General features: G+C 51.3%; 23 protein-coding genes and 2 pseudogenes. 16 read left to right on the top strand and 9 right to left on the bottom strand.

Going from position 1 to position 26214, the window contains the following annotated elements; translation table 11 throughout:
* The first annotated feature begins 1232 nt into the window (after positions 1 to 1232).
* The 6 genes from WM42_RS13665 to WM42_RS13660 all read left to right on the top strand — a co-directional run bounded on the left by WM42_RS13665 (position 1233) and on the right by WM42_RS13660 (position 7813).
* Entirely contained in the window at positions 1233 to 1745 is a 513-nt protein-coding gene (locus WM42_RS13665; protein ID WP_235591222.1) for a hypothetical protein, read from the top strand.
* Positions 1745 to 3505 (top strand): hypothetical protein, encoded by a 1761-nt coding sequence (locus WM42_RS06525; RefSeq protein ID WP_235591221.1) that lies wholly within the window; start codon positions 1745 to 1747, stop codon positions 3503 to 3505. The genes WM42_RS13665 and WM42_RS06525 overlap by 1 nt, the downstream gene beginning before the upstream one ends.
* A 990-nt stretch (positions 3506 to 4495) precedes the next feature.
* A complete protein-coding gene (locus tag WM42_RS06520) occupies positions 4496 to 4897 on the top strand; it encodes a hypothetical protein (RefSeq protein ID WP_062036413.1) in 402 nt (133 codons plus the stop codon).
* Positions 4898 to 5001: 104 nt separating this feature from the next.
* Positions 5002 to 5466, top strand: a complete 465-nt coding sequence (locus WM42_RS06515; RefSeq protein WP_062036411.1) for a hypothetical protein — start codon at positions 5002 to 5004, stop codon at positions 5464 to 5466.
* Between the two features lie 536 nt (positions 5467 to 6002).
* Positions 6003 to 6836, top strand: coding sequence for a hypothetical protein (locus WM42_RS06505; protein WP_062036407.1), 834 nt, complete (start codon positions 6003 to 6005; stop codon positions 6834 to 6836).
* A gap of 5 nt (positions 6837 to 6841) precedes the next feature.
* Positions 6842 to 7813, top strand: a complete 972-nt coding sequence (locus WM42_RS13660) for a hypothetical protein (RefSeq protein ID WP_235591220.1) — start codon at positions 6842 to 6844, stop codon at positions 7811 to 7813.
* Between the two features lie 333 nt (positions 7814 to 8146).
* On the opposite strand, the pseudogene WM42_RS06495 reads toward WM42_RS13660, so the two are convergent.
* Positions 8147 to 8467 (bottom strand): annotated as a pseudogene (locus tag WM42_RS06495) (TIGR02391 family protein); the annotation flags it as partial.
* A 537-nt stretch (positions 8468 to 9004) separates the two neighbouring features.
* On the opposite strand from WM42_RS06495, the gene WM42_RS06490 reads away from it, so the two are divergent.
* Positions 9005 to 9574, top strand: a complete 570-nt coding sequence (locus WM42_RS06490) for a hypothetical protein (protein WP_062036403.1) — start codon at positions 9005 to 9007, stop codon at positions 9572 to 9574.
* A gap of 156 nt (positions 9575 to 9730) precedes the next feature.
* On the opposite strand, the gene WM42_RS06485 is transcribed toward WM42_RS06490, so the two are convergent.
* Positions 9731 to 10947, bottom strand: a protein-coding gene (locus WM42_RS06485; protein WP_115021451.1) for an IS3 family transposase whose coding sequence is annotated in 2 segments (ribosomal slippage) — positions 9731 to 10686 and positions 10686 to 10947 — 1218 coding nt in all. Because the reading frame shifts where the segments join, the coding sequence is not laid out codon by codon here.
* A gap of 90 nt (positions 10948 to 11037) precedes the next feature.
* On the opposite strand from WM42_RS06485, the gene WM42_RS06475 reads away from it, so the two are divergent.
* Complete coding sequence (locus tag WM42_RS06475) at positions 11038 to 11679, top strand: AbiTii domain-containing protein (RefSeq protein WP_158510265.1); 642 nt, start codon at positions 11038 to 11040, stop codon at positions 11677 to 11679.
* 751 nt (positions 11680 to 12430) lie between these two features.
* Here WM42_RS06475 and WM42_RS06470 read toward each other — a convergent pair.
* The 6 genes from WM42_RS06470 to WM42_RS13845 form a co-directional block, all read right to left on the bottom strand.
* Positions 12431 to 13198 (bottom strand): ATP-binding protein, encoded by a 768-nt coding sequence (locus tag WM42_RS06470; protein ID WP_062034988.1) that lies wholly within the window; start codon positions 13196 to 13198, stop codon positions 12431 to 12433.
* 6 nt (positions 13199 to 13204) lie between these two features.
* Positions 13205 to 14335, bottom strand: a complete 1131-nt coding sequence (locus WM42_RS06465; RefSeq protein ID WP_062036399.1) for a Mu transposase domain-containing protein — start codon at positions 14333 to 14335, stop codon at positions 13205 to 13207.
* A 48-nt stretch (positions 14336 to 14383) separates the two neighbouring features.
* Positions 14384 to 14722: a hypothetical protein gene (locus WM42_RS06460; RefSeq protein ID WP_062036397.1), complete on the bottom strand. Its 339-nt coding sequence runs from the start codon at positions 14720 to 14722 to the stop codon at positions 14384 to 14386.
* A 20-nt stretch (positions 14723 to 14742) separates the two neighbouring features.
* Positions 14743 to 15959, bottom strand: a protein-coding gene (locus WM42_RS06455; RefSeq protein WP_115021451.1) for an IS3 family transposase whose coding sequence is annotated in 2 segments (ribosomal slippage) — positions 14743 to 15698 and positions 15698 to 15959 — 1218 coding nt in all. Because the reading frame shifts where the segments join, the coding sequence is not laid out codon by codon here.
* Between the two features lie 57 nt (positions 15960 to 16016).
* Positions 16017 to 16142 (bottom strand): hypothetical protein, encoded by a 126-nt coding sequence (locus tag WM42_RS13755; protein ID WP_256366453.1) that lies wholly within the window; start codon positions 16140 to 16142, stop codon positions 16017 to 16019.
* A 157-nt stretch (positions 16143 to 16299) separates the two neighbouring features.
* Positions 16300 to 16428, bottom strand: coding sequence for a hypothetical protein (locus tag WM42_RS13845; RefSeq protein WP_432416270.1), 129 nt, complete (start codon positions 16426 to 16428; stop codon positions 16300 to 16302).
* Between the two features lie 153 nt (positions 16429 to 16581).
* On the opposite strand from WM42_RS13845, the pseudogene WM42_RS06440 reads away from it, so the two are divergent.
* From WM42_RS06440 to WM42_RS13240, 5 genes and pseudogenes are all read left to right on the top strand, one after another.
* Positions 16582 to 17775 (top strand): annotated as a pseudogene (locus WM42_RS06440) (IS3 family transposase).
* A 495-nt stretch (positions 17776 to 18270) separates the two neighbouring features.
* Positions 18271 to 18924, top strand: a complete 654-nt coding sequence (locus WM42_RS06435) for an ABC transporter ATP-binding protein (protein WP_062036393.1) — start codon at positions 18271 to 18273, stop codon at positions 18922 to 18924.
* Positions 18925 to 18985: 61 nt separating this feature from the next.
* Entirely contained in the window at positions 18986 to 19768 is a 783-nt protein-coding gene (locus WM42_RS06430; RefSeq protein WP_141740966.1) for a hypothetical protein, read from the top strand.
* Between the two features lie 43 nt (positions 19769 to 19811).
* Positions 19812 to 20978 carry a hypothetical protein gene (locus WM42_RS06425; protein WP_141740967.1) on the top strand — a complete coding sequence of 389 codons (1167 nt, stop codon included), beginning with the start codon at positions 19812 to 19814 and terminating at the stop codon, positions 20976 to 20978.
* Positions 20971 to 22083 (top strand): hypothetical protein, encoded by a 1113-nt coding sequence (locus tag WM42_RS13240; protein ID WP_070497053.1) that lies wholly within the window; start codon positions 20971 to 20973, stop codon positions 22081 to 22083. Before WM42_RS06425 ends, WM42_RS13240 begins: the two co-directional genes overlap by 8 nt.
* 655 nt (positions 22084 to 22738) lie before the next feature.
* Here WM42_RS13240 and WM42_RS13655 read toward each other — a convergent pair.
* Positions 22739 to 23056, bottom strand: coding sequence for a hypothetical protein (locus tag WM42_RS13655; protein WP_235591336.1), 318 nt, complete (start codon positions 23054 to 23056; stop codon positions 22739 to 22741).
* 96 nt (positions 23057 to 23152) lie between these two features.
* On the opposite strand from WM42_RS13655, the gene WM42_RS06405 reads away from it, so the two are divergent.
* From WM42_RS06405 to WM42_RS13225, 3 genes are all read left to right on the top strand, one after another.
* On the top strand, positions 23153 to 24532 hold the full coding sequence (locus WM42_RS06405; protein WP_168161739.1) for an ABC transporter ATP-binding protein: 1380 nt from the start codon (positions 23153 to 23155) through the stop codon (positions 24530 to 24532).
* A 433-nt stretch (positions 24533 to 24965) separates the two neighbouring features.
* Positions 24966 to 25631, top strand: coding sequence for a hypothetical protein (locus tag WM42_RS13230; RefSeq protein WP_141740969.1), 666 nt, complete (start codon positions 24966 to 24968; stop codon positions 25629 to 25631).
* On the top strand, positions 25628 to 25945 hold the full coding sequence (locus WM42_RS13225) for a hypothetical protein (protein ID WP_141740970.1): 318 nt from the start codon (positions 25628 to 25630) through the stop codon (positions 25943 to 25945). Before WM42_RS13230 ends, WM42_RS13225 begins: the two co-directional genes overlap by 4 nt.
* Positions 25946 to 26214 lie beyond the last annotated feature (269 nt).

Genomic DNA, 26214 nt, shown 5'->3' with positions numbered 1-26214 from the left:
ATTTGTTATGTGCCGGTTGGAGCCGGTAATCTACAAAGGCCCATTGATTCGGCAATCTACAAAGGCCCAATGCGGATCGCGCTTTGACGTGTAAAGACACAGCCCACACAGGGCTACTGATTTGACGTGACTTCAATGTCACTACTAGCCGGAGTTTTTTCGGCTGGCGCAGGCTTTTGCCTGTGTTTTCGTGGCACATCCGTGCCACGTGTTGGTAGCTGTGTGAAGGAGGCTCGATGGAAATCCCGTCGGCGCATTTTGGCCGTAAGGTCAGTCGGGTAGTGCCTGACGACGCGATTGTGCGCGTCGAATTACGCTTATCTGCGCCTATCGTGGCGAAGCTTTCTGCTGAATCGGCGGAGCGTGGGTGTTCCATGTCGCATGTGATGACACAGTGGCTTTCTGAGGCAGGGCTCTTACATGGGGATCGTGGGGGTGCGCCTGTGACCTAATCGCAATTATCGGACAAATCCGAAACATAATCAGGGCCCGATCCTGCAAGATCGCGCCCTGTGGTCGCCGACGTTCTGCAAAACGTTGAGCGAAAGAATCCAATCAATTCACTGCAAGTTACATGAATGGAGATACGCCTATCTTGTCATGCCTCAAAATATTTAGCAACAGTGTCACCCGGTCCAACGCCTCAAGCATGAGGGCGGTGAGCGCGCGTGGGTAGATTCACGGCTCTTGCAGCAGCACCAGTGGTCGTCGAGGAATCAAAGCGTAGCAGTATTCCTGCTGTGTCGGTGATTGGTCAGGCATCCCCGTCGAGGGTGCGCCGCCTTACTCGACGCACGTTGCCTGATACAGATCGCTATCTGCGACTGAGGGAGATCGGAATCCAGCGCCCAGCGGGACCACTGCGGAGTGACGCCATAGACCGTGCAGCCCTTGTCCAAGCGCACACCCGAGCTATAGATGAGGTCGCTGATGTCAAGGCGGCCCGCGTTGTAGCGCGATACCTCTACGATGAGGCGATCGTTTTCGGCTCGGTTGACGAAGAACGAGCGCTGACACGACCTGCAGTGGATAAATGGCTGTTCCGGGATGACGTCTTTTCTCGCAGGTCACAGCGCACATACCGGACGATCCTCTATGCTGCAGGCCGGACGCTGTACCCTCATGAATTCCCTGAGCCTCATCGTCAACGAGGACCGCGACGCAAAGCGGTCCCAGCTGCGAAAACATCACTGGAAGATGAGTTGTATGCGATTGCTCCGAGCCTGCGACCGATGCTGCGCGCGCAACTGCTGACGATCTTAGATCTGACTACGGGCGCGGGGCTGTCGTCTCAGGAGATCCGTCATCTGCGGGGCAGCGATATTTCCCCTCTTGAGCTGGCAGAACGCACGGTAGTGCAAATCGCTGTGAGAAAAAGAGGAGTTATCTCTCGCGTGGTCCCGGTGGTATGCCCGGTTCGAGGGCATCGCCTTTTGACACGGGCACGCGAGGTCGGCAGCGGTTTCGTTTTTCCTATTGTGGGGGATTCCATGCCTCGAAATGCAATTTGTCATGTGGCAGAAGAGCTCGTTGAGCAGGGTTTTCCCGGATTTAATGCAGCGGCGCTGCGGAACCGTTGGGTGGTAAAGCTGGCCTCTGACCCGGGGGTGCCGGCTGCGATGCTGATGAAAATGGCAGGCATTGCTGACCTGCGGGTTTTGCACGATTTGGAAGCGGATCTGCCGCAGTTTTCGCCGGAGGATGGGGCAAGAGCTTTGCTGCACTGTAAAGGGGAGGACCTCTAATGACAGTTGCAGTGCAGGAGCAGAGGGTGATGATCTCTCCGGACTATATGGACAGCTGCGCGGCTGTGATTGAAAAATCTGGTGCGCACCGGATGATCGAATTCTATTTTCACCAGGACCGTGGCGTGGGCGGACGGAGATCCACCGGCCCGAAATACTCAATGCTGGGGGTGCTCACCGTGGGTTTGGCTTTGATTGGGATTCGGCGTGTGCCTTCGATGGCGGAGATCTGGCGCACTCTATGGACGCTAGACCCCGCCCAACAGGAGCGGCTCGACCTAGATCTTTCTTGCGGCGAGGGCTCGTATCGCGCTTTTGCCATGTGGCTAACACGGCGGCTTGAACCACTGGATTCACTGCCAGATGCCCCTGCGCGCCGTGTGAAAAATGGGGATCATCGTCGAATGATTGCTGCGCGTTCTCCGGAGCAAGAGCAAGCCTCCGAGATGGCATCTGAAAGGCTCCATCAGGTTGTAAACTCGCTGGTGGCAGGCTCAATCCATGAGCAGGCCCCCAAGGGGTATCGAGGCGATATCGTCGCCGACGAGACTATTATTGACCTGGCAGGCCAGTCAATGGGGCTAGGCAGCCGCGATACGAAACACCGCGGCGCGGCATACTCGGGTGCATACTACATCCGCGATCGCGAAGACCACTCCCTGCACGCCGAGCTGGGTACCCGGCGTAGTACCAAAGGCGGGGTAGCCGTTGGCATTACTGCGGTATGCCGCGTCGGACCACCAAAAGCGGTCTACTCGGTCGCCCCGGTGATCACAGGAATTTCAATCGATAAACCCAGCTCAGGTTCGGTGCAGGGTCTGGCGCGTGCTATTCGTTTTCATCAAGAAAATGGTTTTGACCAGCGCATTACGCGTGGCCGTTTGCCATTGCTAACCGTCGACATGGGCTACAACGTCAAAAGGCACTTTAACGACGAGCTTCTTGCCGCAGGCTATGCTCCCGTTGTTCGCTATCCCAAATCCTGGCGTACTGTTTTCGCATCTGACAGCGCTGCAGGGGACGAACCTGCCAGTGGACCACTGCAAGTCGCCGGTGAGTTTTATTGCCCTGCCGCGCGTGCGATCGCAGGCGACGGCAAAATAGTTCGACGCACGATGGAACTACTTGGAGAGGACGACGGTTTTGAACGCCACGATGCTCGACTCGAATCCTTATTCCCACTGATCATGGGGACTAATTCACGGCCTTATCGTGCGCGTCAAGGCCGTGGCCGCCCTCGTAAGCAGGAAGAAAATTCAGAGAAGCCGGTGAAAATCGATTTGGTCTGCCCCGCCGTACAGGGGCGAGTGCGATGCCCACTCAAACCGGCGTCCATGACTCAATCACCCGAGGAGGCACCAGAAATTTCACCCAGCTGGAGTGCAGATCACTATAAATGCTGTGCAAAGTCGAGTATCACCCACACGTTTACCCCTGAGCAGTGGAGACGCGCGCAGTGGGGGCTTGTTCCCGGTTCCTGGGAGCATGCGACTTATTATGAAGCAGCTCGCGCCATTACTGAGCAGCGGTTTTCAATCATGAAGTCCCCGCACGTTACTGGCATGGAATCTTTCAAGCGCGGTGTGAGGCGTGAGCCGATGCTCTACATCACGCTCGCGCTGTGGGTGGCCTCGACGAACCTGGCAATTCAAGAGCAATTTGAGCGGAAAACCGCAGGTCAGGACTCGATGACACGACGACTCCGCATGGTCCGTGAGGACACTGGCCGAGACCTGGCCAAGGTGCCGCCCCGGACTTAATTGTCTGGGAAATAATCTTAAACGTATGTTCTAATGCTCACCTGGACTTTTCGAGGTGGGCATTTTTCATGTCACCTCTTTGTGTTATACGCTGTCGCCGACCGGTGAGACGGTGATTTTAAGGCTGTATTTGTGCCAACAAGGGTGGGGTGTGGGTGTAGTTAATTCTCGGGAGAATTCAAATCCGCAGTACGGGATACGCTTTTTGAAAAGCCATGTTGAGCTGCCATCGTGAACATCACACGCTGAGCAGTTGTACAAACTGTGACACCGGAGGTAACAAACTCGAAAGGGTTCGTGACCTTCGGTTTCTTTCTTTTTCTGAACTTTAGTGGTCGAGGATTGTAAGCGTGGGGATTTACATCCTAGCTCCCGCTCTCGCCTTTCGAGTTTTTATTTCGATGGTGCCAACAGAGGGTTAGGGGTCAAAAGGGTCTGTCCCTCAACCCTCAACAGAGTATTTTCCTACTAAACTCGGTTCTTTTAACCCTTAACCCAAGTAGCATGTTTGAACACATTGTGTATGGGTTGACGAAAGCACAGGTGAAGTGGCTATAAATAGAAAAGACGAAGCCTCCGAATTTTCGTATGAAGAATTGGCGCGATGGGCTGAATCAGAAGAGTTCTTTGACGCACTGAAGGCTTCCTCCAAGTTAACGAAATCGAACGAGACTGCGCTGCGCAAAGCACAAGATATACTCCGTAAGCAGCGTGGAGAATTGCGGTGAGAGTCCCTAGGTGCGGTGGTGACCTCCCAGGAACTCTTTTTCTAGTGGGGCAATAGCTCTTGGATTAGTGGTGAGTGTCTAGTGGCTTTAGCTGAGAACCGGAGGCCGCTAGCGGCACGCGGCTCATTTTCTTTGTGCTGAGAAGGGGCGGCTTCTTTGCCCTGTGGCTTTCACCATATGGGCTTAAACTCTGCCAGCGTGTTCTAACAGGTAGGTAGCATCTTGTGTTGTGAGTCCCCCTTCTCTAAGGAAGCCATAGAAAATGAAATTTACTTTTGAGGTCCCTGAACCGTTGCAGCGGTCTGTACCTGTTTCATACTATGAAAATCTTCTGTCTGATTACCGATACCTGGATATTTCTTATCTCGGGATAGGCAGCACGGGCCAAATTTTTGGCAAATGTGAGATCGGGGGAATCGACTACGACATTAAGGGCTTTGAAAACGACGGATTGATTACCTCAATAAAAATCTTAAACGCGCGGGAGACAGATAGCTTCCTTGATATCCCACTGTCATTGTCGAGTCGAAAGTTTGTAAAAGCCCTAAAAGATGTGGGGATTGAATTTGAACACGACCGTGACGGCATAACCATTCCGCACGACAATGGGACAATTGCTTTGTCATACCAATTCGGCAAAGTTGTGGCTATTTACTGGGGGTAGCTAGTCAATTTCAATCACGCGAATGCGCCGTGTGAATTGGCGATAGCCTGACCGAAGGCCTTGACGTACTAAACAACCGACGAAGAAGAAAGCGTATCGAGACAATGAATCTTGAACGTACCTGTCCCTTGCCCGTAAAACCCGGTATGACGGTGAACCAAGCCACTAAAGCATGCTACGACTCTGAGCTGACTGCCGATACGTATGAGGAACAGTTTGAAGGCTGGGTCGATATCGAAACACTAGAGCCTGGTGATCCTGGCCGCAAGATTGTGTGCTGTGTGGAGGACGGTAAGTGCGTCACCGTTGAAATGAAGTACATGGAGGTGCCAATCACGGATACTTTCTATGGTGTTGACCTTAATCGTCGCCCCGCTGAGACCGCGCAGGAGAGCACTGAACGAGTCGCAAAAGAGCTACAACGCCAAGGAATCCGCACCGAGATAAATGATTTCCTCATCTTATTGCCTGACCAATTAGTCGCACTCGAAGTCGACGAAGGCGTTGCGTGGTTTGATCCTGAATATTGGAGTCTTGAGGACTTTCTTGAAACGTCGTTCCTTGCCTAGTGAAAAGTAATCCTTAGGTGTTAGCGAACGAAGCGGCAGCGGCATACTTTAACGGCAAGTAGTTAGAACGCACACCAACTTTGATGACGGTTCCAGTTTCCCGCTTTGTACTGCGGTATATGGCTAAGGTCGTTGTGCTCGTAATGCGGGCAAGGATCTGAACCTTGTTAGGTAGCCCATACCATCCAGCCCAGGTCAAGAGGAAATAAAAGCTACTACGAACAGTTTAGACGCGATTCTGACTACTTTTCTGACTCAGAAACGCGGTAAAAGGCACTAAAGACAACAAGCCGTGGACGACCCGATCTTAGTATTGTCCACGAGGATGGTGTGTCAATTAAAATTGAGTTCGACCGGCCACCTGCGTCTAGGGCGCCGCACCATGCACAGCAGCAGTTGGATACGAATCCGGATGCGGTTTTTAGGCTGCTTACACTAGACAAGCTTGATGAGTCCTCTGAACTTTGGAAAGTCATCAAAGCTAATCGAGACGGAGTAGACAACTATGTCGCTTCGCTCAGGGAAGGGATTTAAAGATGAGTGTGTACCTGCGGCGAGATATTGATTATCTGTTAGCCCCGTATTCTTATGATCAGTTATTTTTGAAGCTGCCTTTTGATTATGCGGTTGAGGCTGCCGCACGGTCACGTGTTTTCCACACGCCTTTAGAAACAGCTAATAGTTACTGGTCGCAGCAGTATGTGGACATTGATACTACCGTCGATGATCTTCCTCATGCGCTGCGTCTTGGGGTGCACGATCCGCAGTTTCCTCGTCGTTGGGCAGCAGTTTTGGAAACCACGAATCCTGATTGGGTGTGGTTTATCTGCGATGACTCGAGCAACAATTACGATTTTTTCGCAACCGTTAGGTATAATGGTTCTATTCCTTTTGTTCCCGGTATGACACAGCTACGTATCGTGGATGAGCCAGATGAACGCAAAATCGTCAAAGGGTGGAATTACCGCTCAGGCAGCAAGTCCCTCATCATCGGCACCTACGATATGGATGCCGCTATCGGCAAACGCGCCCCTGCCGCTGAAATCCGAGGATACGACACTTTTATTGTAGGTATTGGGGAAGGAGAAACCCGGTTCCAGGCTTTTACCGACTGGCCTGACGGCGAAGACTTCGCCTTTCCCGGACTGGAAAGACTCAAAACCAAAAAGGGTCCACTACGCAAGCGGTTTACTACCGATGATCTCTTCGAGTGTGCACAGCTTTTTGGGCTCGATCCCTTCAACAGACAGTTCCTCACCGGGCGTGCAACACTTATCAATAGTGGATACCCTTTGCCTAAAAAGTACGGGCCATGCGCTTTATTTGAACGTCGTGAACACACCTGGGTCCGCGAACACGAAGGGAACTAAAGACAATGACGAAGTATTTCTACACCCATTCCATAGCACCGGTATCCCATGCTGTGGCGCTTCTTCGGTTTCCACTATCTACCGTGGTTGAAGAATTTCAGCAGTGGGCATCAGGAATAGAAAGTCGGTATACAAAGCCTTATTTTTATCTTCAAAGCCAGACAATCGAATGTATGGTTCATACGAACAAGGTATCTGCTGGCAGGAACCAGCTTGCAGAGCTACTTAAGCCGCAAAATCACATTACGCAGTTTGTATTCGTCCCCACCGAGTCAGAATGGACTGCAGTGTTTAGCCCCTGCTGCTTTACCAAAGCGCCAAAGATGCCGTGGATTGATGAATTTGCCTACCTTTTGGCGCGCAAGAAAGAAATTGAGTCACAAGTTCCTTACTACGTCGAAATTAAGCATACGCCGTGGGTAGATACCGACGATGTAGCCTTTTTCCATCGGGCAAGCTACGGAGAAATAGAGTTTATAATGTGCGCGCTTCCCTCCGAATTACCCGATGACCCTTTAGGCCGATTTGATTGCTGCTTCTACAGATCTTTTAGCAGCCACAAACAGTTAAAAGCTGATGGTACGCTGCATCGTTCCATGTCGTACCTTGAGGATCAAAGTGAACCTTTTAAGGATTACGGGTTTGATTTTGACTCCCTGCCAAAGGTCACTGAGTTTCCGCAAGAAACGTTTACACAAGAACACGCGCAGATTATGTGGTCTCAGTTTGGGGAGAATCAGATAGAAGCCATCCTTGCACCACTAGGTGTATCCCCATATGATGACGCTTTCTATGGGGCGGACGGCTATTTGGCCCGCCTAACACCAGCATGCGTTGTCGACCCACACACTAATGAGTTAACAGCAGCTCCCGACTTCGATCCCCCTGCGCGTATCCCGCTAGAAAAATACCAGTTTTTCCAAGGGCTCCACGACGGCCCCCTCCGTTCCTGGTCGTCAACACCCATTGCTAAATAGAAGTCAGATGAAACATAACCTGAGGTGCCGCAAGTTGGCATTGTTAGATTCCAGACGCACCGCAGCCTCGCTGGAACAAGCCCCCGACCAGCCTATCTAGGTGCACTGAAGAAACAACAGGTCTGGTGGATCCTCCCAATCACGAATCGCAGTAAGCCAGTGTTGCCACAACGGGCAGGTGGGCCTGACCCCGACGTGTCTACCTCGAAGTGGTAGACGCAGTATGACACGGGACACAACCCTTAGTAACCGCTAGAGAACCCAGCTTTCAAGCAATTCTGTAAGCGAGGTTTTCTAGCAGGCAAATGTTACGGCATATGGCAGGTATTGATTCTATATACCTAGATTCTGAAGATGTTCAGCGTTGTCGACGCGACGATGAATCAGTGAAACGAGACCCATGATGTCGAGTGCGTCTTGCTCGCTAATATGCCACTTGAGTTGGATTTCGAGGGCCGCAGGGGTGCGAAAAGCAGAAAACCCTTCAGCTAAAAGTTGGGTGCCTGTTTGCTCGTTCCTGTCCGTTGAGCTATTTAATTGATTGATCTTCAATCGCGGGTTATCACCACCGAAGACTGATTGGGCCAGCTTCCTTGCGTCCAAGTCCATCCCAGTAATAAGACGTAAGCGTTCGGCTAATCCCTTGATGCTTTCAAAAACGGCTTCGTATTAGTCTTCCTGAAGAAGTTCTGGGCGTCAGTGCCTCAAGACTTGTTCATGAGCACCGCGTTCCAGAAGCAATGTGCGAAGCTGTTCGCTTCGAAGCTTTGCCTCACTGAGCGTATTTGTTTTGGTGATCCATCTGATTTTTCCCTCCTCTGAAACGAAAAGCCCGTCGAATGACATATTTGCGGTTACCTCGCCTCGGGCTACATTTATGTCACATCCGGTCTTCACAGTGAGCAGATTTCGTGGATCGAATGCAACTGACAACAACTTGACGAGTGACCTGCCGTCATTCTGGCTAGCTTGTTTTCGCTCTACCGCATGTGCAATTCGCGCTCACTTAGTTGTTGAGCCGCCAAGGTTATATCGACTGATACCCGTTTCAGCCAAAACTTTGTTCAATTGACATCCGGTTTAAAGCTCTCCGATGGGTTGTAGGAGCGCATAGAATGGTACTCACCTGCGCCTGTTAAATTTCGATTTGTTGTCCTGGGTAGTGCTTGCAACCATTGGTATCTTATTTACATGGATGTTTGGAGTCGGCGGGACAAAATCCTAGAAGTCGTCGTTAATTCTGGCGTAGATGTTGTTCAATTCTCAGAGCTTCGACGTGCTGAAAATTTGGAGGGTGAATACATTGATGACCTTCAAGTGGATTTATATTGGTTAGGCCAGCGAGAGTTTATTGAAATTTTTGATAGTTTTCCCGGGGACATTTCAACGGTACGTGCGAAGCGTAGGGGAATTGATTTAGTAGAGCACGGGATTTCCGTCAAGGAAATCAGTCGTCCACAAACTAGGAGTTCTTTTGTGAATAGTCAGGTCAATTTCAATTTGGGCAGTGCAATCAACATTCAAGGAGATGGCAATAATGTCAACCAAAACAATGAGTCTGAGCTCCTTAGAGAGATAATCTTGGCCTTGTACGCGAATGGTGAAACTGGGCGAGCTGAAGAACTTCAAAGCGTAAGTGAAAAAGAAGGAAAGAGAGGGGCGTTGAAAACTGTGAGAGCTTGGATGGCTGACAATGTCCTTGCGCCGGCTGCTAGCGCCGCGATTGGCCCTTTAGTGACTCAAGCTCTATTTGGCTCCTAAACGGCTAGATTGATGGAGTGATGTCCGCATGGGCAGCTTGCAACAGTTAATAGATGATCTCGCTGATGAATCGGTACCATTGTCGCAATCGTTAAGGCAATTACTGACGTTGGGGTTGCCCGCAAATCGTGGACACGTAGTGGAGCTACCTAGTGGTTAGGCAGCTATTTCTTTTCTACTGGTGGTTAGACCAATGTGGTTTTCGAAGTCGACGGGGCTGACCATCCCGAGTGCAGAGTGCCGGCGTCGGCGGTTGTAGACGACTTCAATCCAGTAGGCAACGGCCTTGCGTGCAGCATCACGGGTCGCCCAGCGCTGCCGGTCATAGAATTCAGTCTTTAGCGTCGACCAGAACGACTCAGCCATCGCGTTATCGAAGCACACACCAGTACGCCCCACAGACTGGGCAATGCCCAGGTTGCGGCAGACCTCCCAGAGCTTCTCACTGGTAAATTGCGTTCCGCGGTCAGCGTGAAACACCAGCCCATCAGGAACATCACCGCGTAGCGTATGCGCCATCCGCAGGGCCCGTTCAACCAGGTGTGTGTCTTGAACGCTATCCATAGCCCAGCCCAGTACCCTGCGGGAATGACCATCGCGGACCGCGCACAAGTACAACCAGCCCTCACCGGTGCGCAGGTAGGTAATATCTGACATCCACACTCGGTTGAGCTGACCAGTATCAAACATGCGCTTGACCAGGTCAGGAAGAGTTGACTTACGCTTGGCTTGAATCGTTGTCACCGGGACAAAGGCACGCGGTGAAATCCCTTCAATGCCCATCATGCGCATCCGTTTAGCCACAGTCTTGCGATTCAAGGTGATCTGGTAGCGCTCGGCAAGCTCTGCGGTGATCCGCGGAGCACCATAAACCTCATCGGAGTCTTTCCAAATCTGATGAATCTTTCGGTCAACATCATCGTAAAATGCTGCCCGATCATCTTCGCCGGATAGTCGTTTCTGCTGCGCATGGGCCCATTTGTAGTATCCAGACCGAGATACTTTTAATAGTCGTGCCATGCGCTTGATGCTGTAGTTCGCCTTCTCCTGCTGCATTAGTTCGAACTTTTCTGCTCGCGTTGCTTCGCGGCGAAGAAGGCTGTCGCTTTTGACAAAAACTCGTTATCCATCTTGGCTTCTGCCAGCTCCCGGCGCAGACGAGCATTCTCAGCTCGGAGGTCAGCCTCGCTCATCCCATCGGAGGATCCTCGGCGTTCACGTTCGAGTTTGACCCACCGGCCCAAAAGCCCGGCGGAAACACCGATTTCCTTAGCCACATGAGCGATCGGTCGCTCTGACTCGATTACCAGGTTCGCGGCTTCACGCCGGTACTCCGGCGTGTACTTCTTGCGCTGTTGACTCACAATGAACATCCTCTCTTACGGACACAAGATCCGTACAAATAGGGTGTCCACTAAACGAGGGTAACCTCAACGTTTAGTTATCGTGCCGGAGCGGACACATTGCGAGCTTGGGTTCTAAATGAATTAAATGGTTATCCGAAAGATAGTGAAGTACCGAACTATCGACAAGATGTCTCGTACTGCATCAAGATGTTCTACGTAGGCATGGGTGGTTATCAGAAGCAGACAATTTTGTCTCCCTCCGATCTCCCGCAAAGTCTTAGCTTTGATAGCGATGAGATGACTGCTGTAGGAGCCTCGATTTCGGAACTTGAAATGATAGTCAATGCCGAAGCGGTGCCCTCAATTGAGCTTCCAAAGAAATGGGTAGCTATGTATGCTCAGCTTTTCGAGGAAGGTCAAGCGTCCGGTTTCTCGATGATGGTCTTAGAAAGAGCGATGGTTCAATATTCAAAGCTGCAGTTTAGCCAGGTGCTTTCTAGGACTCGTACCGAAGCTCTCAAGCTATCACTGGAGCTAGAAAAGATTTCTCCCGAGATGCTTTCTCCTGAAGAAACTTCGACCGATGATCTGAAACGAGGGAGAATGAGGACGGAAGTGTTGGTCCAACAGTTCATGGGAGATGTAACCTTCATGCAAGGTGCTACGAACACAAGAGTCTCCGGTGAGTTAAACGACCAAAGGCAAGAAAGAAAACAAGTCAATTTTAACCACATGGAATCTGCAAACATGCAGGAATAAATAGTATTAAGTTGAAACCTGTTCCGCAGGTTCAACAGGTCAAAAGTGGAAAAGTTGGATTCTGAATCAAGACTGCGTTGAAATTCTCTCTAGGTGGGGCCTGATGGGGTCGGTTCTGTTTTGAGATCACGGCTTATCCACCATGAACCCGTGGATGAAAACTTTGTCCGTATCGTGGTGGGATATGGGGATATTCAGGGGGTAAGGCAATTGCTTCAGTTTGGGGACCACATCTGGATCACCGATCCCCCAGAAGCGGTGCAAATTACTGCTGATCTAGCTAGTGAACTTGTGAAACGACATAGTGGGACCACAAATATTGAATCGTAGAGACCAAAGATGGGCATCGGGATGCCGTCGTAACATCTCTGCTGAAACGGCAAGAGGTGCACCAACTATCTAAGAGCCGTCGAGAGTCTTGTGATTGGAGAAAAGTAAGTAACGAGGGCTTTCGCTTCACTCGCGGGGTGGTGGAGTAAAGGTTTCGGAGGTTCAGAGTGTCTTCATGTGCGAGAGCCTCTTAGGACTGGTGAAGCTCCGGCTGAGCCTAACAGAGGCTAATTTCGATGATTCGGTGAAGTGCCAACTATGCCGGTATAAAGTCTTCCCATTTGGTAGAGGACTATTTCTGCTGAGAGCGGCTTGTTGGTAGGGGTGTTGCGGAACGGTGGTAGGGCTGGATTCCGACTAGGTGGTAGGGCCGGGCCGCTGGCCCTGTTGGGGCCAGCGGCCGGGCTTCTAATCCGATCGACTACTCGTTGGCGCCATATGTGGCGCTTGCCAGGTGTTGGCGCATGTCGTAGTCGCCGAGTTCGATGCGCTGTCCGGCATTGAGTCTGCTGACCAGTGAGTCCGCGCCGATGGGGTCGGGTAGTTTCTTCACCCAGTAGGCGGCGGTTGTCTGGGAGACGATGATGGTCGGCAGTCTGCCGTCGCGGTCGAATATGATCTTGGTTAGGTCTTCTTGTCCGCGCTGGTTGATTCCTATGGTCAGGAAATCATCGAGGATGAGTACATCAATGTTTTGTAGCTTGCGCATTTTAGCTACATAGCGTTCATCTGCTGGCAGGAAGGCCCCTAATTCATCGACGAGCTGATCCAGCCGGTAGTACGCGACACTGTATTCAGCCTGGCAAGCAGCAATACCGATAGCGCAGGCGATGTAGGTTTTACCCGCACCGGTGGGCGCTAGGACGTGCACATTGGAAGGTTCGTCGCGCCAGGGTGTTGCGGCTAGTCGTTTGAGCTGGCGTAGATTCAACCCTCGTTCATCTGGGTTGATCAGCTCGGCGAGTGTTGCTCCCGGATAGCGGAATTTCGCCTGGGTGATGGCTTTTGCGATGTTGGTTTGCCGGCGCTTGGCCGCGGTTTCTTCCACGGCTTTGAGGAAGATTTCCTCCGGTAGAGCGGTGTTGGCGTCATCGGCGGCGACTAGGTCGAAAAAGATATCAGCGAAGGTGGAAAGACGCAGTTTACGCAGTGTAGCTCGGATGTCATCGTCAAGGTTGATGGTGGTCATGATGGTCTAGGCCTCCTTCTTCGGGATGTCGTAGTGGCTGGCTGGGCGCAGGAATACTGCATCAGGGATTGCGGTGATATCCACAATGCGCGACTGGGCGTGATCGGCCTGGACGGCTGGCGTTTGGTTGAGGGTGTGACCGTTGCGGGCGATGTCGGCCTGAATCCGCGCGATGACCTGCATGTTGGGTGCCAGGCTATGGTCAATGACTTGCTGGCAGGCAGGCTCAAGCGTGGTCTTGTTGTGCTTGTTGCCCAGCTTGACGAGCACGTTGCGGGCAGTGTGTAGCCCGCGGGGTACGGCTTTGGCGTTGCGTTCCAAAATTGAGGAGACGACCTTGGCCGTTGCCGGCCCAAATGATGATGCTCGAGCAAGCAGCTCGTCACGGGTAAGAGGTTTGACCCCGGCAATGTCCTTATCCGGGGTATGGGCTGGGTCAGTGCAATAGCGGTACTTGAACCCGTGCATACGTGAGTGCTCTGCGACTAGGTCGTCGCCGTCGAAGATGCTCACCAGGCTGTTGGTCAGCCGTGCCCGCAGGGTTTTGCCGATGTATTGGAACGGCACTGAGTAGTACTGGTAGTCGCAGCAGATGTGCCAGTTACGGTCGACTTTGACGTTTCGCCAGGACACTTCCGTAAACGGGGTATCTGGTAAGTCACGCATCATGGGCGCTTCATCAGCATCAAACAACTCTTTACGGGTTATCCCATCGGGCCTAGGCATATTCATGTTGATGTCGTCGACGCGCTGGGCGATAGCCTCATTGAGTTCATCAAGACTGTAGAAGGTGATCCCATCGAAGTAGCCGAGGATGCGCGAGTAGACGAGTTGGACGGCGCGTTCCACAGCGGCCTTATCCCGAGGTTTTCCAGGTCGGGCCGGTACGAGCAGGATGTCGTAGTAGTCGGCGAAGTCCGCGTAGCGTTGTTGAATGCGCCGGCCGGGCTTGTTCTTCACCGGCCGATAAGTCGCGGTCGGTGCGTTGTCAGGAACGATGATGCCAGGGCATTTACCGAGGTAGTCTAAGGCTTTCACATGGCAGGAAATCCAGTTGTCCATCTTCTCGTTAGCTGTTGCTGTCACAAACAACAGTGAAGAATAGGGGCAGATGGCCACGAATAAGCTGGCTTTCATGCCGACTTCACCGATGGCCTTGTCAATGATGGAAACCTTGTCGCCGGCTCAGTCGACATAGAGTTCCTGGCCTGGCTCGTGTTCGATAATCGAGGTCATTCCAGTGGTGCGGATGTGGGTGCGCAGGCGTTCGCAAAACTGGGAGTACTGATACTTCGACTCGCCTTCACCGACAGGTGCAGCAACGTAGTCCAGCCAGAGCTTGTGGCGGGTCAAGTGCTTGTTATTGGCTAGTCGCTTGGCGAGCTTTTCGAAGTCTGGCTGGTCGTAGCGCTTGCGACGGGCCCCGCGATGGTCGCTGAAGTGCTCGTCGAAGAATGATGGATCCAGCTGAGCAAACGACTCCTTGGTGATGCTCAGGTGGGGTTGCCCGCAAATCGTGGACACGTAGTGGAGCTACCTAGTGGTTAGGCAGCTATTTCTTTTCTACTGGTGGTTAGACCAATGTGGTTTTCGAAGTCGACGGGGCTGACCATCCCGAGTGCAGAGTGCCGGCGTCGGCGGTTGTAGACGACTTCAATCCAGTAGGCAACGGCCTTGCGTGCAGCATCACGGGTCGCCCAGCGCTGCCGGTCATAGAATTCAGTCTTTAGCGTCGACCAGAACGACTCAGCCATCGCGTTATCGAAGCACACACCAGTACGCCCCACAGACTGGGCAATGCCCAGGTTGCGGCAGACCTCCCAGAGCTTCTCACTGGTAAATTGCGTTCCGCGGTCAGCGTGAAACACCAGCCCATCAGGAACATCACCGCGTAGCGTATGCGCCATCCGCAGGGCCCGTTCAACCAGGTGTGTGTCTTGAACGCTATCCATAGCCCAGCCCAGTACCCTGCGGGAATGACCATCGCGGACCGCGCACAAGTACAACCAGCCCTCACCGGTGCGCAGGTAGGTAATATCTGACATCCACACTCGGTTGAGCTGACCAGTATCAAACATGCGCTTGACCAGGTCAGGAAGAGTTGACTTACGCTTGGCTTGAATCGTTGTCACCGGGACAAAGGCACGCGGTGAAATCCCTTCAATGCCCATCATGCGCATCCGTTTAGCCACAGTCTTGCGATTCAAGGTGATCTGGTAGCGCTCGGCAAGCTCTGCGGTGATCCGCGGAGCACCATAAACCTCATCGGAGTCTTTCCAAATCTGATGAATCTTTCGGTCAACATCATCGTAAAATGCTGCCCGATCATCTTCGCCGGATAGTCGTTTCTGCTGCGCATGGGCCCATTTGTAGTATCCAGACCGAGATACTTTTAATAGTCGTGCCATGCGCTTGATGCTGTAGTTCGCCTTCTCCTGCTGCATTAGTTCGAACTTTTCTGCTCGCGTTGCTTCGCGGCGAAGAAGGCTGTCGCTTTTGACAAAAACTCGTTATCCATCTTGGCTTCTGCCAGCTCCCGGCGCAGACGAGCATTCTCAGCTCGGAGGTCAGCCTCGCTCATCCCATCGGAGGATCCTCGGCGTTCACGTTCGAGTTTGACCCACCGGCCCAAAAGCCCGGCGGAAACACCGATTTCCTTAGCCACATGAGCGATCGGTCGCTCTGACTCGATTACCAGGTTCGCGGCTTCACGCCGGTACTCCGGCGTGTACTTCTTGCGCTGTTGACTCACAATGAACATCCTCTCTTACGGACACAAGATCCGTACAAATAGGGTGTCCACTAAACGAGGGTAACCTCACAGGTCCGCAATCAGTGTCTTGGTTTTGGCAATATCCCGGTTGGAACATCCCAACGCCGCAGAGATGGCAGCATAGCTTCCCCCGTCCAAACACATCGCCATGATGTCTTTGAAGTTGGCCATGAAAGGCCCTCCTTAAGGTCATGAAAGGTGATGACGCGCCGGCACAAGTTGTGCCAACGCCACCTATACAATGACCGAAAACAGAGAGCCCTACCATCTATCCGGAAAACCCCGACCAACTACGCGGATTGCCCCTACCAACTACGCCGAAACGGCACTATTTCAATGAAGGGATTGGCCATACGGACTGCACTGGTTCGATAGGGGGTATAGGAGGGATGGATGGGATTGGGGGAATAGGAGGAACCGAAAGCACGGGTTTCTGAGGGCCGATCCTTGAATGCATGAGCGCGGCGACAGCACTACCGCTCAAGTTCAAGAAGTACCCGTTGAAAAAGCGTCCTAAGGTTATATCACTGGGAGAAACATCTTGTGCGAGCTCAACAAGCCATGAGCAATGGACTTCTGCATCTGGCGAGAAGAAAGGTAATCTACCACCATGTCCAGGTACTCCGAACAGTTCAAACGCGATGCTGTGGCCCTCTATGAAAACAATGAGGACCTCTCGCTGAACGCAGCATCAGCAGAGCTCGGTATCAACCGTGCCTCGCTGCATGCTTGGATCAAGAAGTACGGCACCGGCAAACGTGCCCGCATTAAAGCCGTGCATGATAAAGCCCAAGCGGCGACTGATTCTGAGCGAATCCGCCAGCTGGAAAAAGAAAACGCGAAGCTGCGCGAAGAACGCGATATTCTACGTAAAGCTGCTAAATATTTTACCGAAGAGACACGCTGGTAATCCGCTTCCAGTTTGTCTATGACCACCAAACCGAATACTCGGCTCACACGGATGTGCCACGTTTTAAAGCTCAATCGCTCCTCGTTTTATAAATGGGTCCAAACCCGTGAAAAGCGCAGGCTAAAGATGTATTCCGATGCCCTTATTGGTGCGAGAATTACAACCATCTTCGATGATGAGCACGGGCTTTATGGCGCTAAACGCATCGCTGCAAGCCTCAACAGTGATACGGATTTCGGCCCGATAAATCACAAGAAGGTCGCACGCATCATGAAATCCATGGGACTTAAAGGCTTTACCAAGCGCCGCCGATGTGTCACTACCAGGCGCAAGCCTGGCCACCGTGTCATGCCGGACTTAGTAGGCCGTAAATTCACAGCCAACGAGCCGAACCGCGTCTATGTAGGCGACATTACCTACCTGCCCTGTAAGGGTGGCAAGAACATGTATTTGGCCACAGTCATTGACACGTATTCACGGAAACTTGCAGGTTATGCGCTCGCAGACCACATGCGAGTGTCACTGGTCGTCGATGCAATAGCCCACGCACACGGCGTGCGCGGCAGTCTTGACGGGACTGTATTCCATTCCGATCACGGCAGCGTGTACACCTCACAAGCCTTTAGGAGCTATTGCTCGTCGTTGGGTGTGCGCCAATCCATGGGCGCGGTAGGAACGAGTGCGGATAACGCCCTAGCAGAATCTTTTAACGCCACCTTAAAGCGGGAAGTCTTGCGTGATAGGAAAGTCTTTGACAATCCCATTATCTGCCGGCAGGAAGTCTTCCGGTGGTGCATGCGCTACAACACGCGCCGGCGACACTCGTGGTGCAACCTTCTAGCTCCCGATGACTTCGAAGCACTCACATCAGCTACACTGACCAAAGCAGCATAGCTAACCCCCGACGTGTCCACTTTCCGGGGGCCAGGCCCCATGCCGTCCAACTCGTCTATACGCGCATCCTCGGCTACTTCGACGGCCCAGCCCGTTTTCTTGCTCTTTCTTCAACCCCTCGAAGGGGTGGTGACTTTTGTATCCTGTTTCCTTCTTTTGCCCTGGCGATCGAACAAGTTCCTCTAACATCTACAGTGCATAGCAAACCAGCTGTGCTCCAGATAAGAAGGAGAAATGATGCCTGGATTCGCACTTCGCACTGAGTCTACTGAGTCCGCCCGGAACCTAAACCTGCACGCCACCACCGCTCCGGCAGAATGCTGTGGCTGCCCTTCGGAAGGCCGCTGTGCGGCTTACTGTCGAGACAACTACAACTCTGCCGGCGGTTACTGCGAGGGATTCCTCGATCTGCGCTGCGTCTGCGTGTAAAAGAAAGACGGAATAGTGTGTCGCCGATATCGGCGACACACTATTTATTTTAGGAGTACGGAACACATGCTAGAAGTTAGCGACATCAGCAGGAGCATTTCGGGGAAATCTATCCTAGATAAGGTTAACCTTTCCGTTGGCCAGGGCGAATTAATTGCTATCACTGGACCTTCCGGAAGTGGCAAGACTACCCTGCTTAGATGCATCATAGGAATCGACCAACCAGACTCTGGAACGATCTCACTCTCAGGAAAGGACTACTCAAAGTATCCTGAGCAAAAACGCCGAGACTTTCGTCTCAAGAATATTGGCGTGGTAGATCAAGAGAACCATCTAATAGAGGATTTGACCTGCCGCGATAATATCCGGCTAATTGCTGAGATGTCCAGAGGGGGGAGAAAGCAGAGTTTCATTACAGCGAGGGAAATTCTCACACGATTAAACATGAGATCGTATGAAGACCGTCACCCGAGCTCTCTCTCAGGAGGCGAACGTCAGCGCATCAGTATTGGGTGTGCACTCGCTAACCGCCCCTCACTAATTGCTGCGGATGAACCAACTTCCAGCCTCGACGATGAAGCTGCCAGGACTGTGATGGATCTATTTCTAGAGCTAGCTCAGCAGTTCCAGATCCCGGTGGTAGTGGTTACTCACGATGCCCGAGTAACCAGAAATGCCTCCGCCGTCTACGAGATCGGTGGTTCTCGTGTATCTCGGTGACTTAGCAAAGCGGAATACAAGCGAAGTTTTCGTCGTAGGTTTCTTTAACCTAGCGCTGCTAGTGATCATTCTTCTCCCACTCATGGGAATAATGATGCTTGCTAATGCAGATGAACGTACCCACTGGCAATCTCCGGATGATACCGCTAACCAGCAGAACTTGTCGACATGGTCAATCGCTTCCGGCGACGGGGTTCTGGAACTGACATCCGTTACTACTGATCGACTCAATAAAATTCCTTTTCAGGATCAGACGCAGCCTTTCGACTGCGCCACAGGAGCAGGAGACAACGCTCCTATCAGGTTCATTCACTACACGGAAGCTCTGGACTGTACTTCCTCACTCAAAGATACAGCGGTCACGGACTCCCGAACGGTAAACATTGTTATGCCCACAGATGAATCGATGGAAAGTAGTGACACTGTGACCAAGGATTCAGCACCCACGGTAGATCAGACCGTCATGTACATAGTTCTAGTCTATCTAATTGTTGTTGTGATTCCCTGCTTGGTGTGTTTTTGGAATGTTTCCAAGATTTTCGACCCTAAGTGGGCAGAAACTGCTCGCATTCTTACCCTTCGAGGAGCGAAAAAAGGGACTGCGGCCATCCTGTTGTCGGCTGCGCCTCTGGCCGGCCTCCTCATCAGCGTTGTATTTTCAGCCGTGCCCCTGTATCTCGTATCTCGCATTCTCGAAAGAGTTATCTGGGAAGGCCGTGGGTTCCTCCCCGAAGATGCTCTCGCGGGTCTAATAGGAGCGTTTAGCTGTGGTGTTCTCATCACCCTCATGGTCGGGGTGGCGACGTATCTGAGGAGGATGAAGCTCTTTGCGGAAACTGTATAAATGGCGATTAGTCGCCTTTCCGGCTGGCATAGTTCTAGCATTCGTGATGGTCATCTTCTCCGAGATATTTTCCCTACCAATCTTGGTCCCTCTAGCTTTCCTCCCTATCATTGCTGGATTAGTGTATCTTGCACCTTTTCTCGCTATCAGTGCTGGCTGGTGTTATGAAAAGCTCTTCGGCGGAGGGATCCAGGGAACTCTAATCTCGTCCTCCCTTCGCTACCGTTCCACTTCCATAGGTTTGAGCGTGGTGCTCTTATTCTGCATTTGCGCCGTATCCACTGTGACAGTTGGTTTAGCAAACGCCGGACTAGGGCAAGTAAGTTCGGGGACGAGTTACTGGAAGCAGGGAATTCACTGGGGAGCTCTTCGCAATGACGCCAATTTTAAAGATGCCTACGAAGAATTTGCTGCACCGGGAATAATGGGAACTTTTGGCCAAGGCCGGATTATGAGAGAGAACCAACGTTCAGTAAACGCGTTCGTTATGCCCTGCTATGAATATGCAGAGCTGGCCACTGACGACCCTAAATGCCCAGCCAATGACTCCGAATCATTGCTGATCCCAGAGGGAACGGATTCAGCAGCCTTATCCCCTCAATTTGTTATCCCAGCCACGGATACCGAGCTACAACTGCCGCCATTACAAATCCAAGAAGTTCCTGGACTCACGGAAATTCTCATTTCAACGTCCAATAATGAAATCAACAGTGCAGGCAGATATCTATACGCGGATCTGGAACAACTTCCTCCTGACGTTGTCTTGTCTGCAGTCACACAAACCCAGACCGGATTGACATCGCAGGAAAGAATCGACAATGTCAACTCTGCAATGTCATCCGGGTACCGTGAAGCGGCATCTGCGTTGACACTCAGTATTCTGCTCTTCGGTCTAGCTGCAGTGAGCGGAATCGCTATTGCAGCGATCAGAGACCGGGCCAAGCTAATTAAGGTTCTCACTTTACGTGGAGTTCAACATGCAGTGGCCAAGAAGCTGATCCGCATCGAAACTATCAGTCTTACGCTTCCCTTCGTGCTATTTGGTTGTATCGGTGGCACTGTTCTAGCCGCTGCAGTCGCGCAAGTATCAAGCCTAAATCCATGGGATGCTTTCACTCCCCATGCACTAGGGATATTGGCGGCTTACGTCATTGCAGTACCCATCATCACCGAGATTCAGATTCGCAGAACGGATGGCGCATATGATTAACCCCGCATGGTTAGTCCAGCTGGTGGGGCTTCGCACTACCGACAAGGTCACTCATCCTGAGCTAAGTGACCTGGAGATGATTTCGGCGTTAGTGGAAGAAGGTATCTCCCATATTGAAGACTCAACCCCGCGCCGGAGGGTGATCAACAAGCGATCCATCGACGCCTGGGCAGCAGAACGGAAATCCCTGTTCTTGGTGTCTTCTAACCCAGGTGGCGTCTCGACAGGTTTCAGTCTCGCCAATCGGTCTGTGAACCATCGCGGAATCAGAATAGAGGAATGGCTTAACTCAACAGCTTTTTCCCTCGCAGATTTTCCTATGAATTATCGGGAAGACGGTTCCATTTTAGCAATTAGTCGTTTGGCCAGGGAAGACGAGCATCGTCTCATTTCATTTCTTGGAGTTCGGGGGCTCTTGTCTATCAGTACGCAAGATCGTTACAAGCCATCCGTGATAGAGCTTCTTCAAAGAAGAACGCTCGGAACAAAAAGAAATTCGGGACAAACAAGCGAAGCTAATAGTTCTAGCGACGATACCCCGCTCGGAGGGCGTACGTCGTTCCGGATGCCGACCTTCTGGACTGATTCGGCTCTCAAATTATGTCAAGAAGAAGCGTTACGCTCCACTGCTATTTGGACCAGCGCTCTCAAAGAACTTCCTAAAATGGCGAGCGCCGTCGTGTGGGAAAAAATGAATCCCCGCTTGACCATCCTTCAGAAAGTGGCGTTGGGAATGGGGCACGTCCTCGATTTCGCGGTCACCGATGAACACTTCTTGAAATCAGTTATTGGCACGCCTGATTATTCTCGGATGAGATATGACAGTTTTCGAAACATTGTAACGAAAGTTCCGGTCGGATTTTCGGGCCATGCGCTCAATGGCGTAACTGGTTCTGCGACACGGAGCCAAGAAGAGCATCATTTCGTCATGTCCAACTCTCCGCGCATCTTCTCCGAACTACGCGGCGGATATCTCATTTCCGAAGGCATCATTGATGAAGATCTGCTGGGGGAAACCTTTAAAAACCCCCGAAATGTAGCACAGGAGAGCTTTTTTATTTTTCGGAGTCTGGAGTTGGAGTTGTGGCTAAAAAAGCGAGCGTAGCAAAAAACGAGGAGAATTTTTTCCTTTTTAGCCTCTCCCAGTGGGAAATCTATGAAATTCCCCATGAAGTTTACTTAGAGGTAAAAGCAATGGAGTCCCCCCTTACGCGCGAACAAAACATCAGTCAGTGGGTTTCGCCTGAGGTGAGAGAGGAAATCGAACGGTGGATCCAATGACGGCGTTGACTAGCATGCCTTCTGTCGTACTGACCGCAGGCATAGTAATTCTTGCGATCTCAGCGATAAAGAAGCTCTGGGCAAATATAACAATTCGGACGGGACAAACTAAGTTAGCCGGGTTAGAAATCGCTGACTGGTTAGTAATCCTGACAGAGTTCATTGTCATAGGGATTGGGGTATGGATTCCGTTTCCCTACTCAAACTTGCTGATAGGACTCTATTTCCTAGCATTGTTGACGGTTGCTTCTCTACTCCGTGGGACACAGTGTAATTGTTTCGGAATATCCGAAAATAGTATCGACAAATTACATCTCTCGCTACTAGCCATTATTTCGTCTACAAACCTAGTATCGATATTGGTGACGGATCCTTCACGTTCAACCGGTTCGGTCTTGTTAGGACTGCTGGCAGGCGGTTTCATTCTAATCATGTGGCAGCGTAAGCGAACATCTAGACCGCCTAAATTTAAGCATTCTTTACCCGATGACCGGGAAATAGATTTCGAAGGGGTCTCCGAAATCACCATTCTCACACAGCAGGGATGCAACTCCTGCCGTGTGTTGAAGAGCATTATCGAGGATCGAGACTTCTTCGTCCCACTCGTCTTTGAGGATGAAAAACACAGTGACTTGGCTCGCGCTCACCGGATTGCCAGTTTTCCTACTGCGTTGGTCTATTTCCATGAGAACTCCGCGCCCCCTCAAAGCCGACAGCTGAATGGCATCACCGAGATCATCGGGTTCCTTGCGAAGGGGCAAAGGTAAATGGGACAGAGAAAAACGGGAGAACAACATTTCGGCCAACCTGTTTCTTGGACCTTCGGCTTAGGAAAGTCAGCGCTGACCTGGGTGATATTTAGTTGGGGAGTGTCTTTCCTCCAAGGTCTCTTAATGGTACTTCCAGCTAAAGGCTTGGAGCTGGCTTTAGGCGGGTACGCCCAAGGAAACCTGGACACCGAGGACATCATCTTGTTCATCGCATTCACTGTCGCCGGTCCTGCCTCACTGTTCATCGGACAGCTCGTCACGTTGAAAGCAAACATCGTTCATTTAAGCTCCATGTTCTCCACTGCCTTAGAAGTACTGTCCTCACGAGGAGCGGCGCGGCCTGATCCAGATAAACTTCAATCCCGGTTAATGAACGATGGAGGCACCCTTATTGACACATGGCGGAGCTTGCCAAACACCATCCTGTCATCGATCGCGGCATTCACGGGCGCATTTGTTGTCCTTGACGATATGACAGTCAACGCTATGGTCATCATCAGCACGACATCCTTATGCGCAATCCTCAGCTCCAAATGGTTGGCCGGAAAATCCTCTCTAGCTTGGCGGGAGAACATGGACTGCCTTGCCCATTTCTCAAAAACAATGCGTCAACGTTTTGTCCCTGATTTCGCAGATGTTGTAGAAGCTGCTGCCACCGAGTCGTGGGCGAATCAGCGAACACGGGACAGCGGTAACAGTTATTTTCGAACTTCAGTCCGTCAATCTTGCTATTCCAGTATCGCGACGTTCGTCCCCTCTCTGATCAACCATCTTTCACCCGCTTTCATCCTTCTCTGGTACCTCTACTTCGACCAACAGGATGATGTTGCATCAACAGTGGCTGTAATGACCTTTGCTTCGCTAGTCGCTCGCCCACTATCGAGCCTAGGAGACTGCTTCGAGATCGTGAAGAGAGGAACCCTAGCACGAGAGACGCTTGGTTCGCTGTTCCGTAGAAGAGATTTTCAACCGGTGCGTGACTGCCACGAAATGCTCGAATCCCCAAACAGCCTAGTCAGACTAACCGGGCCGTCTGGTAGCGGAAAAAGTACGTATCTAAAATCTGCCATCCTCGACCTAGATAGAAAATTTTCTGGTCAAGTAGGATACTGCCCCCAAGCCAATGCCTTCCTAGATGGCACGATCGCAGAGAACGTGGCAATGGGGCGGGATATATCTCCCGCAGAAGTCGACAAGTTTCTAGACGCCCTTGGCATCACTTCAGAACTTCAGGATCGAGGTGGCTCACAGGCGCTCATTGACGGAAATGGCGCCGATATATCCGGGGGCCAAGCTCGCAGAATATCCCTGGCTCGGGCAATCATTGGGAAGCCCTTGGTCATAGCACTAGACGAACCATTAAATGGTCTCGACGAAGACAATGTGAAATGTGCCCAGCAACTGCTCTCCGACCTTTCATTAAAAAAGTCCTTCATAGAGGTTAGCCACCAAGGTGGCGTAATCGACCGACCCGCTCAAACCATAGAATTCAGAGGGGATTAATGCTACCTTTTTTCAGGGTTCTTTCTTATTCTTTTTTTACCGAGACAAATAGCTGGGTGAGTGACAGGTTTATCAATGACTTTATGGAGATAGCTTCCAGTCCTGATAGCGAAAAACGTCTAACCACCTCTGCATTGTTATGCACTAGCTCCCACCTTCCAGACCCGTACGGACCGTGGAAATGGAACGGGAAACTCGTTTCCTTGCGACAAAACAAACATGCCGCCATACCCAGTTTCATAGAACTTGACGCTAGAACATCAACGATAAATAATGTTTTGTCTCAAGTGTCCCGCAGCATGCTTGTAGATATCGTTGACCATAGAACTAACGATCTACTCTTGAGTGGTTATTGCGTAGCAGATACAACAAGAGATAACGATATTGAAGTTGTCACAATGGACGACATGTCTAAAAAGTTGCTGGAAAAAAGATGATTGAATTATTTATAATTTCATTTGCGGGTTTCACTTCTGAAGATGACCCTGATATTAAATTTATCGATACTGAAAAAGATGGCCACGATGAGATCATGGTCAGACCATGTATCATTAGCCTGCCGAGTTCCTCGCTCTCCTCAGCCTCCGTGGCAACAAAGTGCGCTAACGCCATTATGGAGAGGCTTATTAAAATACAGGAGCCTAAGCCAGTGGGAGCCACAATTTCCGTCAACATGATAGGGGTTAGCGAAAGCTGCGGTGTAATCAGGCTCATGCTGAACAACACCCTCGATACCCCGATCAACGCTGTGGTGGTATCAGCTTGTTTCGATCGTGCCCGAACACCATTTGGTAGCCCGTTTTCTATTACCCTTTCGCCAAGTTTAGAAACCTCACTGAATCCCACTCCCCCCTGGTTCGACTGGAGGGGGGTCACGGTCGATAACCGCCACCACTTGCTTGTTTGTCATGGAACACAAGATCTCAATCCTTCGACCCCATTCTTGGACGCGTGGGGGTTTTTCTTACGAACCATGTCAGAGCGAGGAGATGTGACTCTAATTCAAGTAGGGGGGACATCCCATGGTTACGCATGCTTATCGACAGATGGCGTTCATCATCGGATGGTAACCTGGTTAAAAGAAAGAGATAGATCATGAAAGAAGGCCTGCGAGTTGACCCTTATTCTTTTAGAATCCCTTCACCTATAAGTAAACGGCAAAAACGTTTTACTCGGAATCTACTTACAGAAATCGAGGGGAGCCACTTTGATGAGGCACTAGCTCAATACGTTATTACTAAATTTTCTGAACAGGATATCGAGTGCCGAATCATTATCGCACGCCGGAGCTATCCAGATCAGAGCGAATCAGAGTGGACTGAATGGGTTGAAGTGAATGGGGTTTGCACAAACTCTAGCCCTACCGTGCTGGAGTATTACACCCCCGTGTTTGAAGTGTCCCTAGAAGCTTAGCTGACGTGCCATTATGCTGATTGCGAGCGCTGACAAATTTCGGGAAACAAATGTCTAGAAAGCCAGTATCATTGATAAGCACGTGGGCTAAGCTAACGCAATCACCTTCCCCTCTGCCCTAGTGGACTGGGCTCATCGGAATCCTGGCAGTGGCAGCAAATTTTTTCCTTCATCCTGACAGTTTCGCCAATCCCTGGACGATTCCGGCAGCGGCTTTGAATCTCGTATCCTTCATTGGCATCGCCCCGTTTCCCGCTTCCTACCTGGGT

It is taken from the genome of Corynebacterium simulans (assembly GCF_001586215.1).
Lineage (GTDB): Bacteria > Actinomycetota > Actinomycetes > Mycobacteriales > Mycobacteriaceae > Corynebacterium > Corynebacterium simulans.
The sequence above is the reverse complement of the archived record's forward strand: the minus strand, read 5'-3'. Positions and strand labels throughout refer to the sequence as shown.

What these genes read in the sequence shown, in the direction of transcription:
- WM42_RS13665 (WP_235591222.1), top strand. Translation starts at nt 1,233, where the DNA reads ATGCTGCGCGCGCAACTGCTGACGATCTTAGATCTGACTACGGGCGCG.
- WM42_RS06525 (WP_235591221.1), top strand. Translation starts at nt 1,745, where the DNA reads ATGACAGTTGCAGTGCAGGAGCAGAGGGTGATGATCTCTCCGGACTAT.
- WM42_RS06520 (WP_062036413.1), top strand. Translation starts at nt 4,496, where the DNA reads ATGAAATTTACTTTTGAGGTCCCTGAACCGTTGCAGCGGTCTGTACCT.
- WM42_RS06515 (WP_062036411.1), top strand. Translation starts at nt 5,002, where the DNA reads ATGAATCTTGAACGTACCTGTCCCTTGCCCGTAAAACCCGGTATGACG.
- WM42_RS06505 (WP_062036407.1), top strand. Translation starts at nt 6,003, where the DNA reads ATGAGTGTGTACCTGCGGCGAGATATTGATTATCTGTTAGCCCCGTAT.
- WM42_RS13660 (WP_235591220.1), top strand. Translation starts at nt 6,842, where the DNA reads ATGACGAAGTATTTCTACACCCATTCCATAGCACCGGTATCCCATGCT.
- WM42_RS06490 (WP_062036403.1), top strand. Translation starts at nt 9,005, where the DNA reads ATGGATGTTTGGAGTCGGCGGGACAAAATCCTAGAAGTCGTCGTTAAT.
- WM42_RS06470 (WP_062034988.1), bottom strand. Translation starts at nt 13,198, where the DNA reads ATGACCACCATCAACCTTGACGATGACATCCGAGCTACACTGCGTAAA.
- WM42_RS06465 (WP_062036399.1), bottom strand. Translation starts at nt 14,335, where the DNA reads ATGAAAGCCAGCTTATTCGTGGCCATCTGCCCCTATTCTTCACTGTTG.
- WM42_RS13755 (WP_256366453.1), bottom strand. Translation starts at nt 16,142, where the DNA reads ATGGCCAACTTCAAAGACATCATGGCGATGTGTTTGGACGGGGGAAGC.
- WM42_RS13845 (WP_432416270.1), bottom strand. Translation starts at nt 16,428, where the DNA reads ATGCATTCAAGGATCGGCCCTCAGAAACCCGTGCTTTCGGTTCCTCCT.
- WM42_RS06435 (WP_062036393.1), top strand. Translation starts at nt 18,271, where the DNA reads ATGCTAGAAGTTAGCGACATCAGCAGGAGCATTTCGGGGAAATCTATC.
- WM42_RS13240 (WP_070497053.1), top strand. Translation starts at nt 20,971, where the DNA reads ATGATTAACCCCGCATGGTTAGTCCAGCTGGTGGGGCTTCGCACTACC.
- WM42_RS13655 (WP_235591336.1), bottom strand. Translation starts at nt 23,056, where the DNA reads ATGTTGTTCTCCCGTTTTTCTCTGTCCCATTTACCTTTGCCCCTTCGC.
- WM42_RS06405 (WP_168161739.1), top strand. Translation starts at nt 23,153, where the DNA reads ATGGTACTTCCAGCTAAAGGCTTGGAGCTGGCTTTAGGCGGGTACGCC.
- WM42_RS13230 (WP_141740969.1), top strand. Translation starts at nt 24,966, where the DNA reads ATGATTGAATTATTTATAATTTCATTTGCGGGTTTCACTTCTGAAGAT.
- WM42_RS13225 (WP_141740970.1), top strand. Translation starts at nt 25,628, where the DNA reads ATGAAAGAAGGCCTGCGAGTTGACCCTTATTCTTTTAGAATCCCTTCA.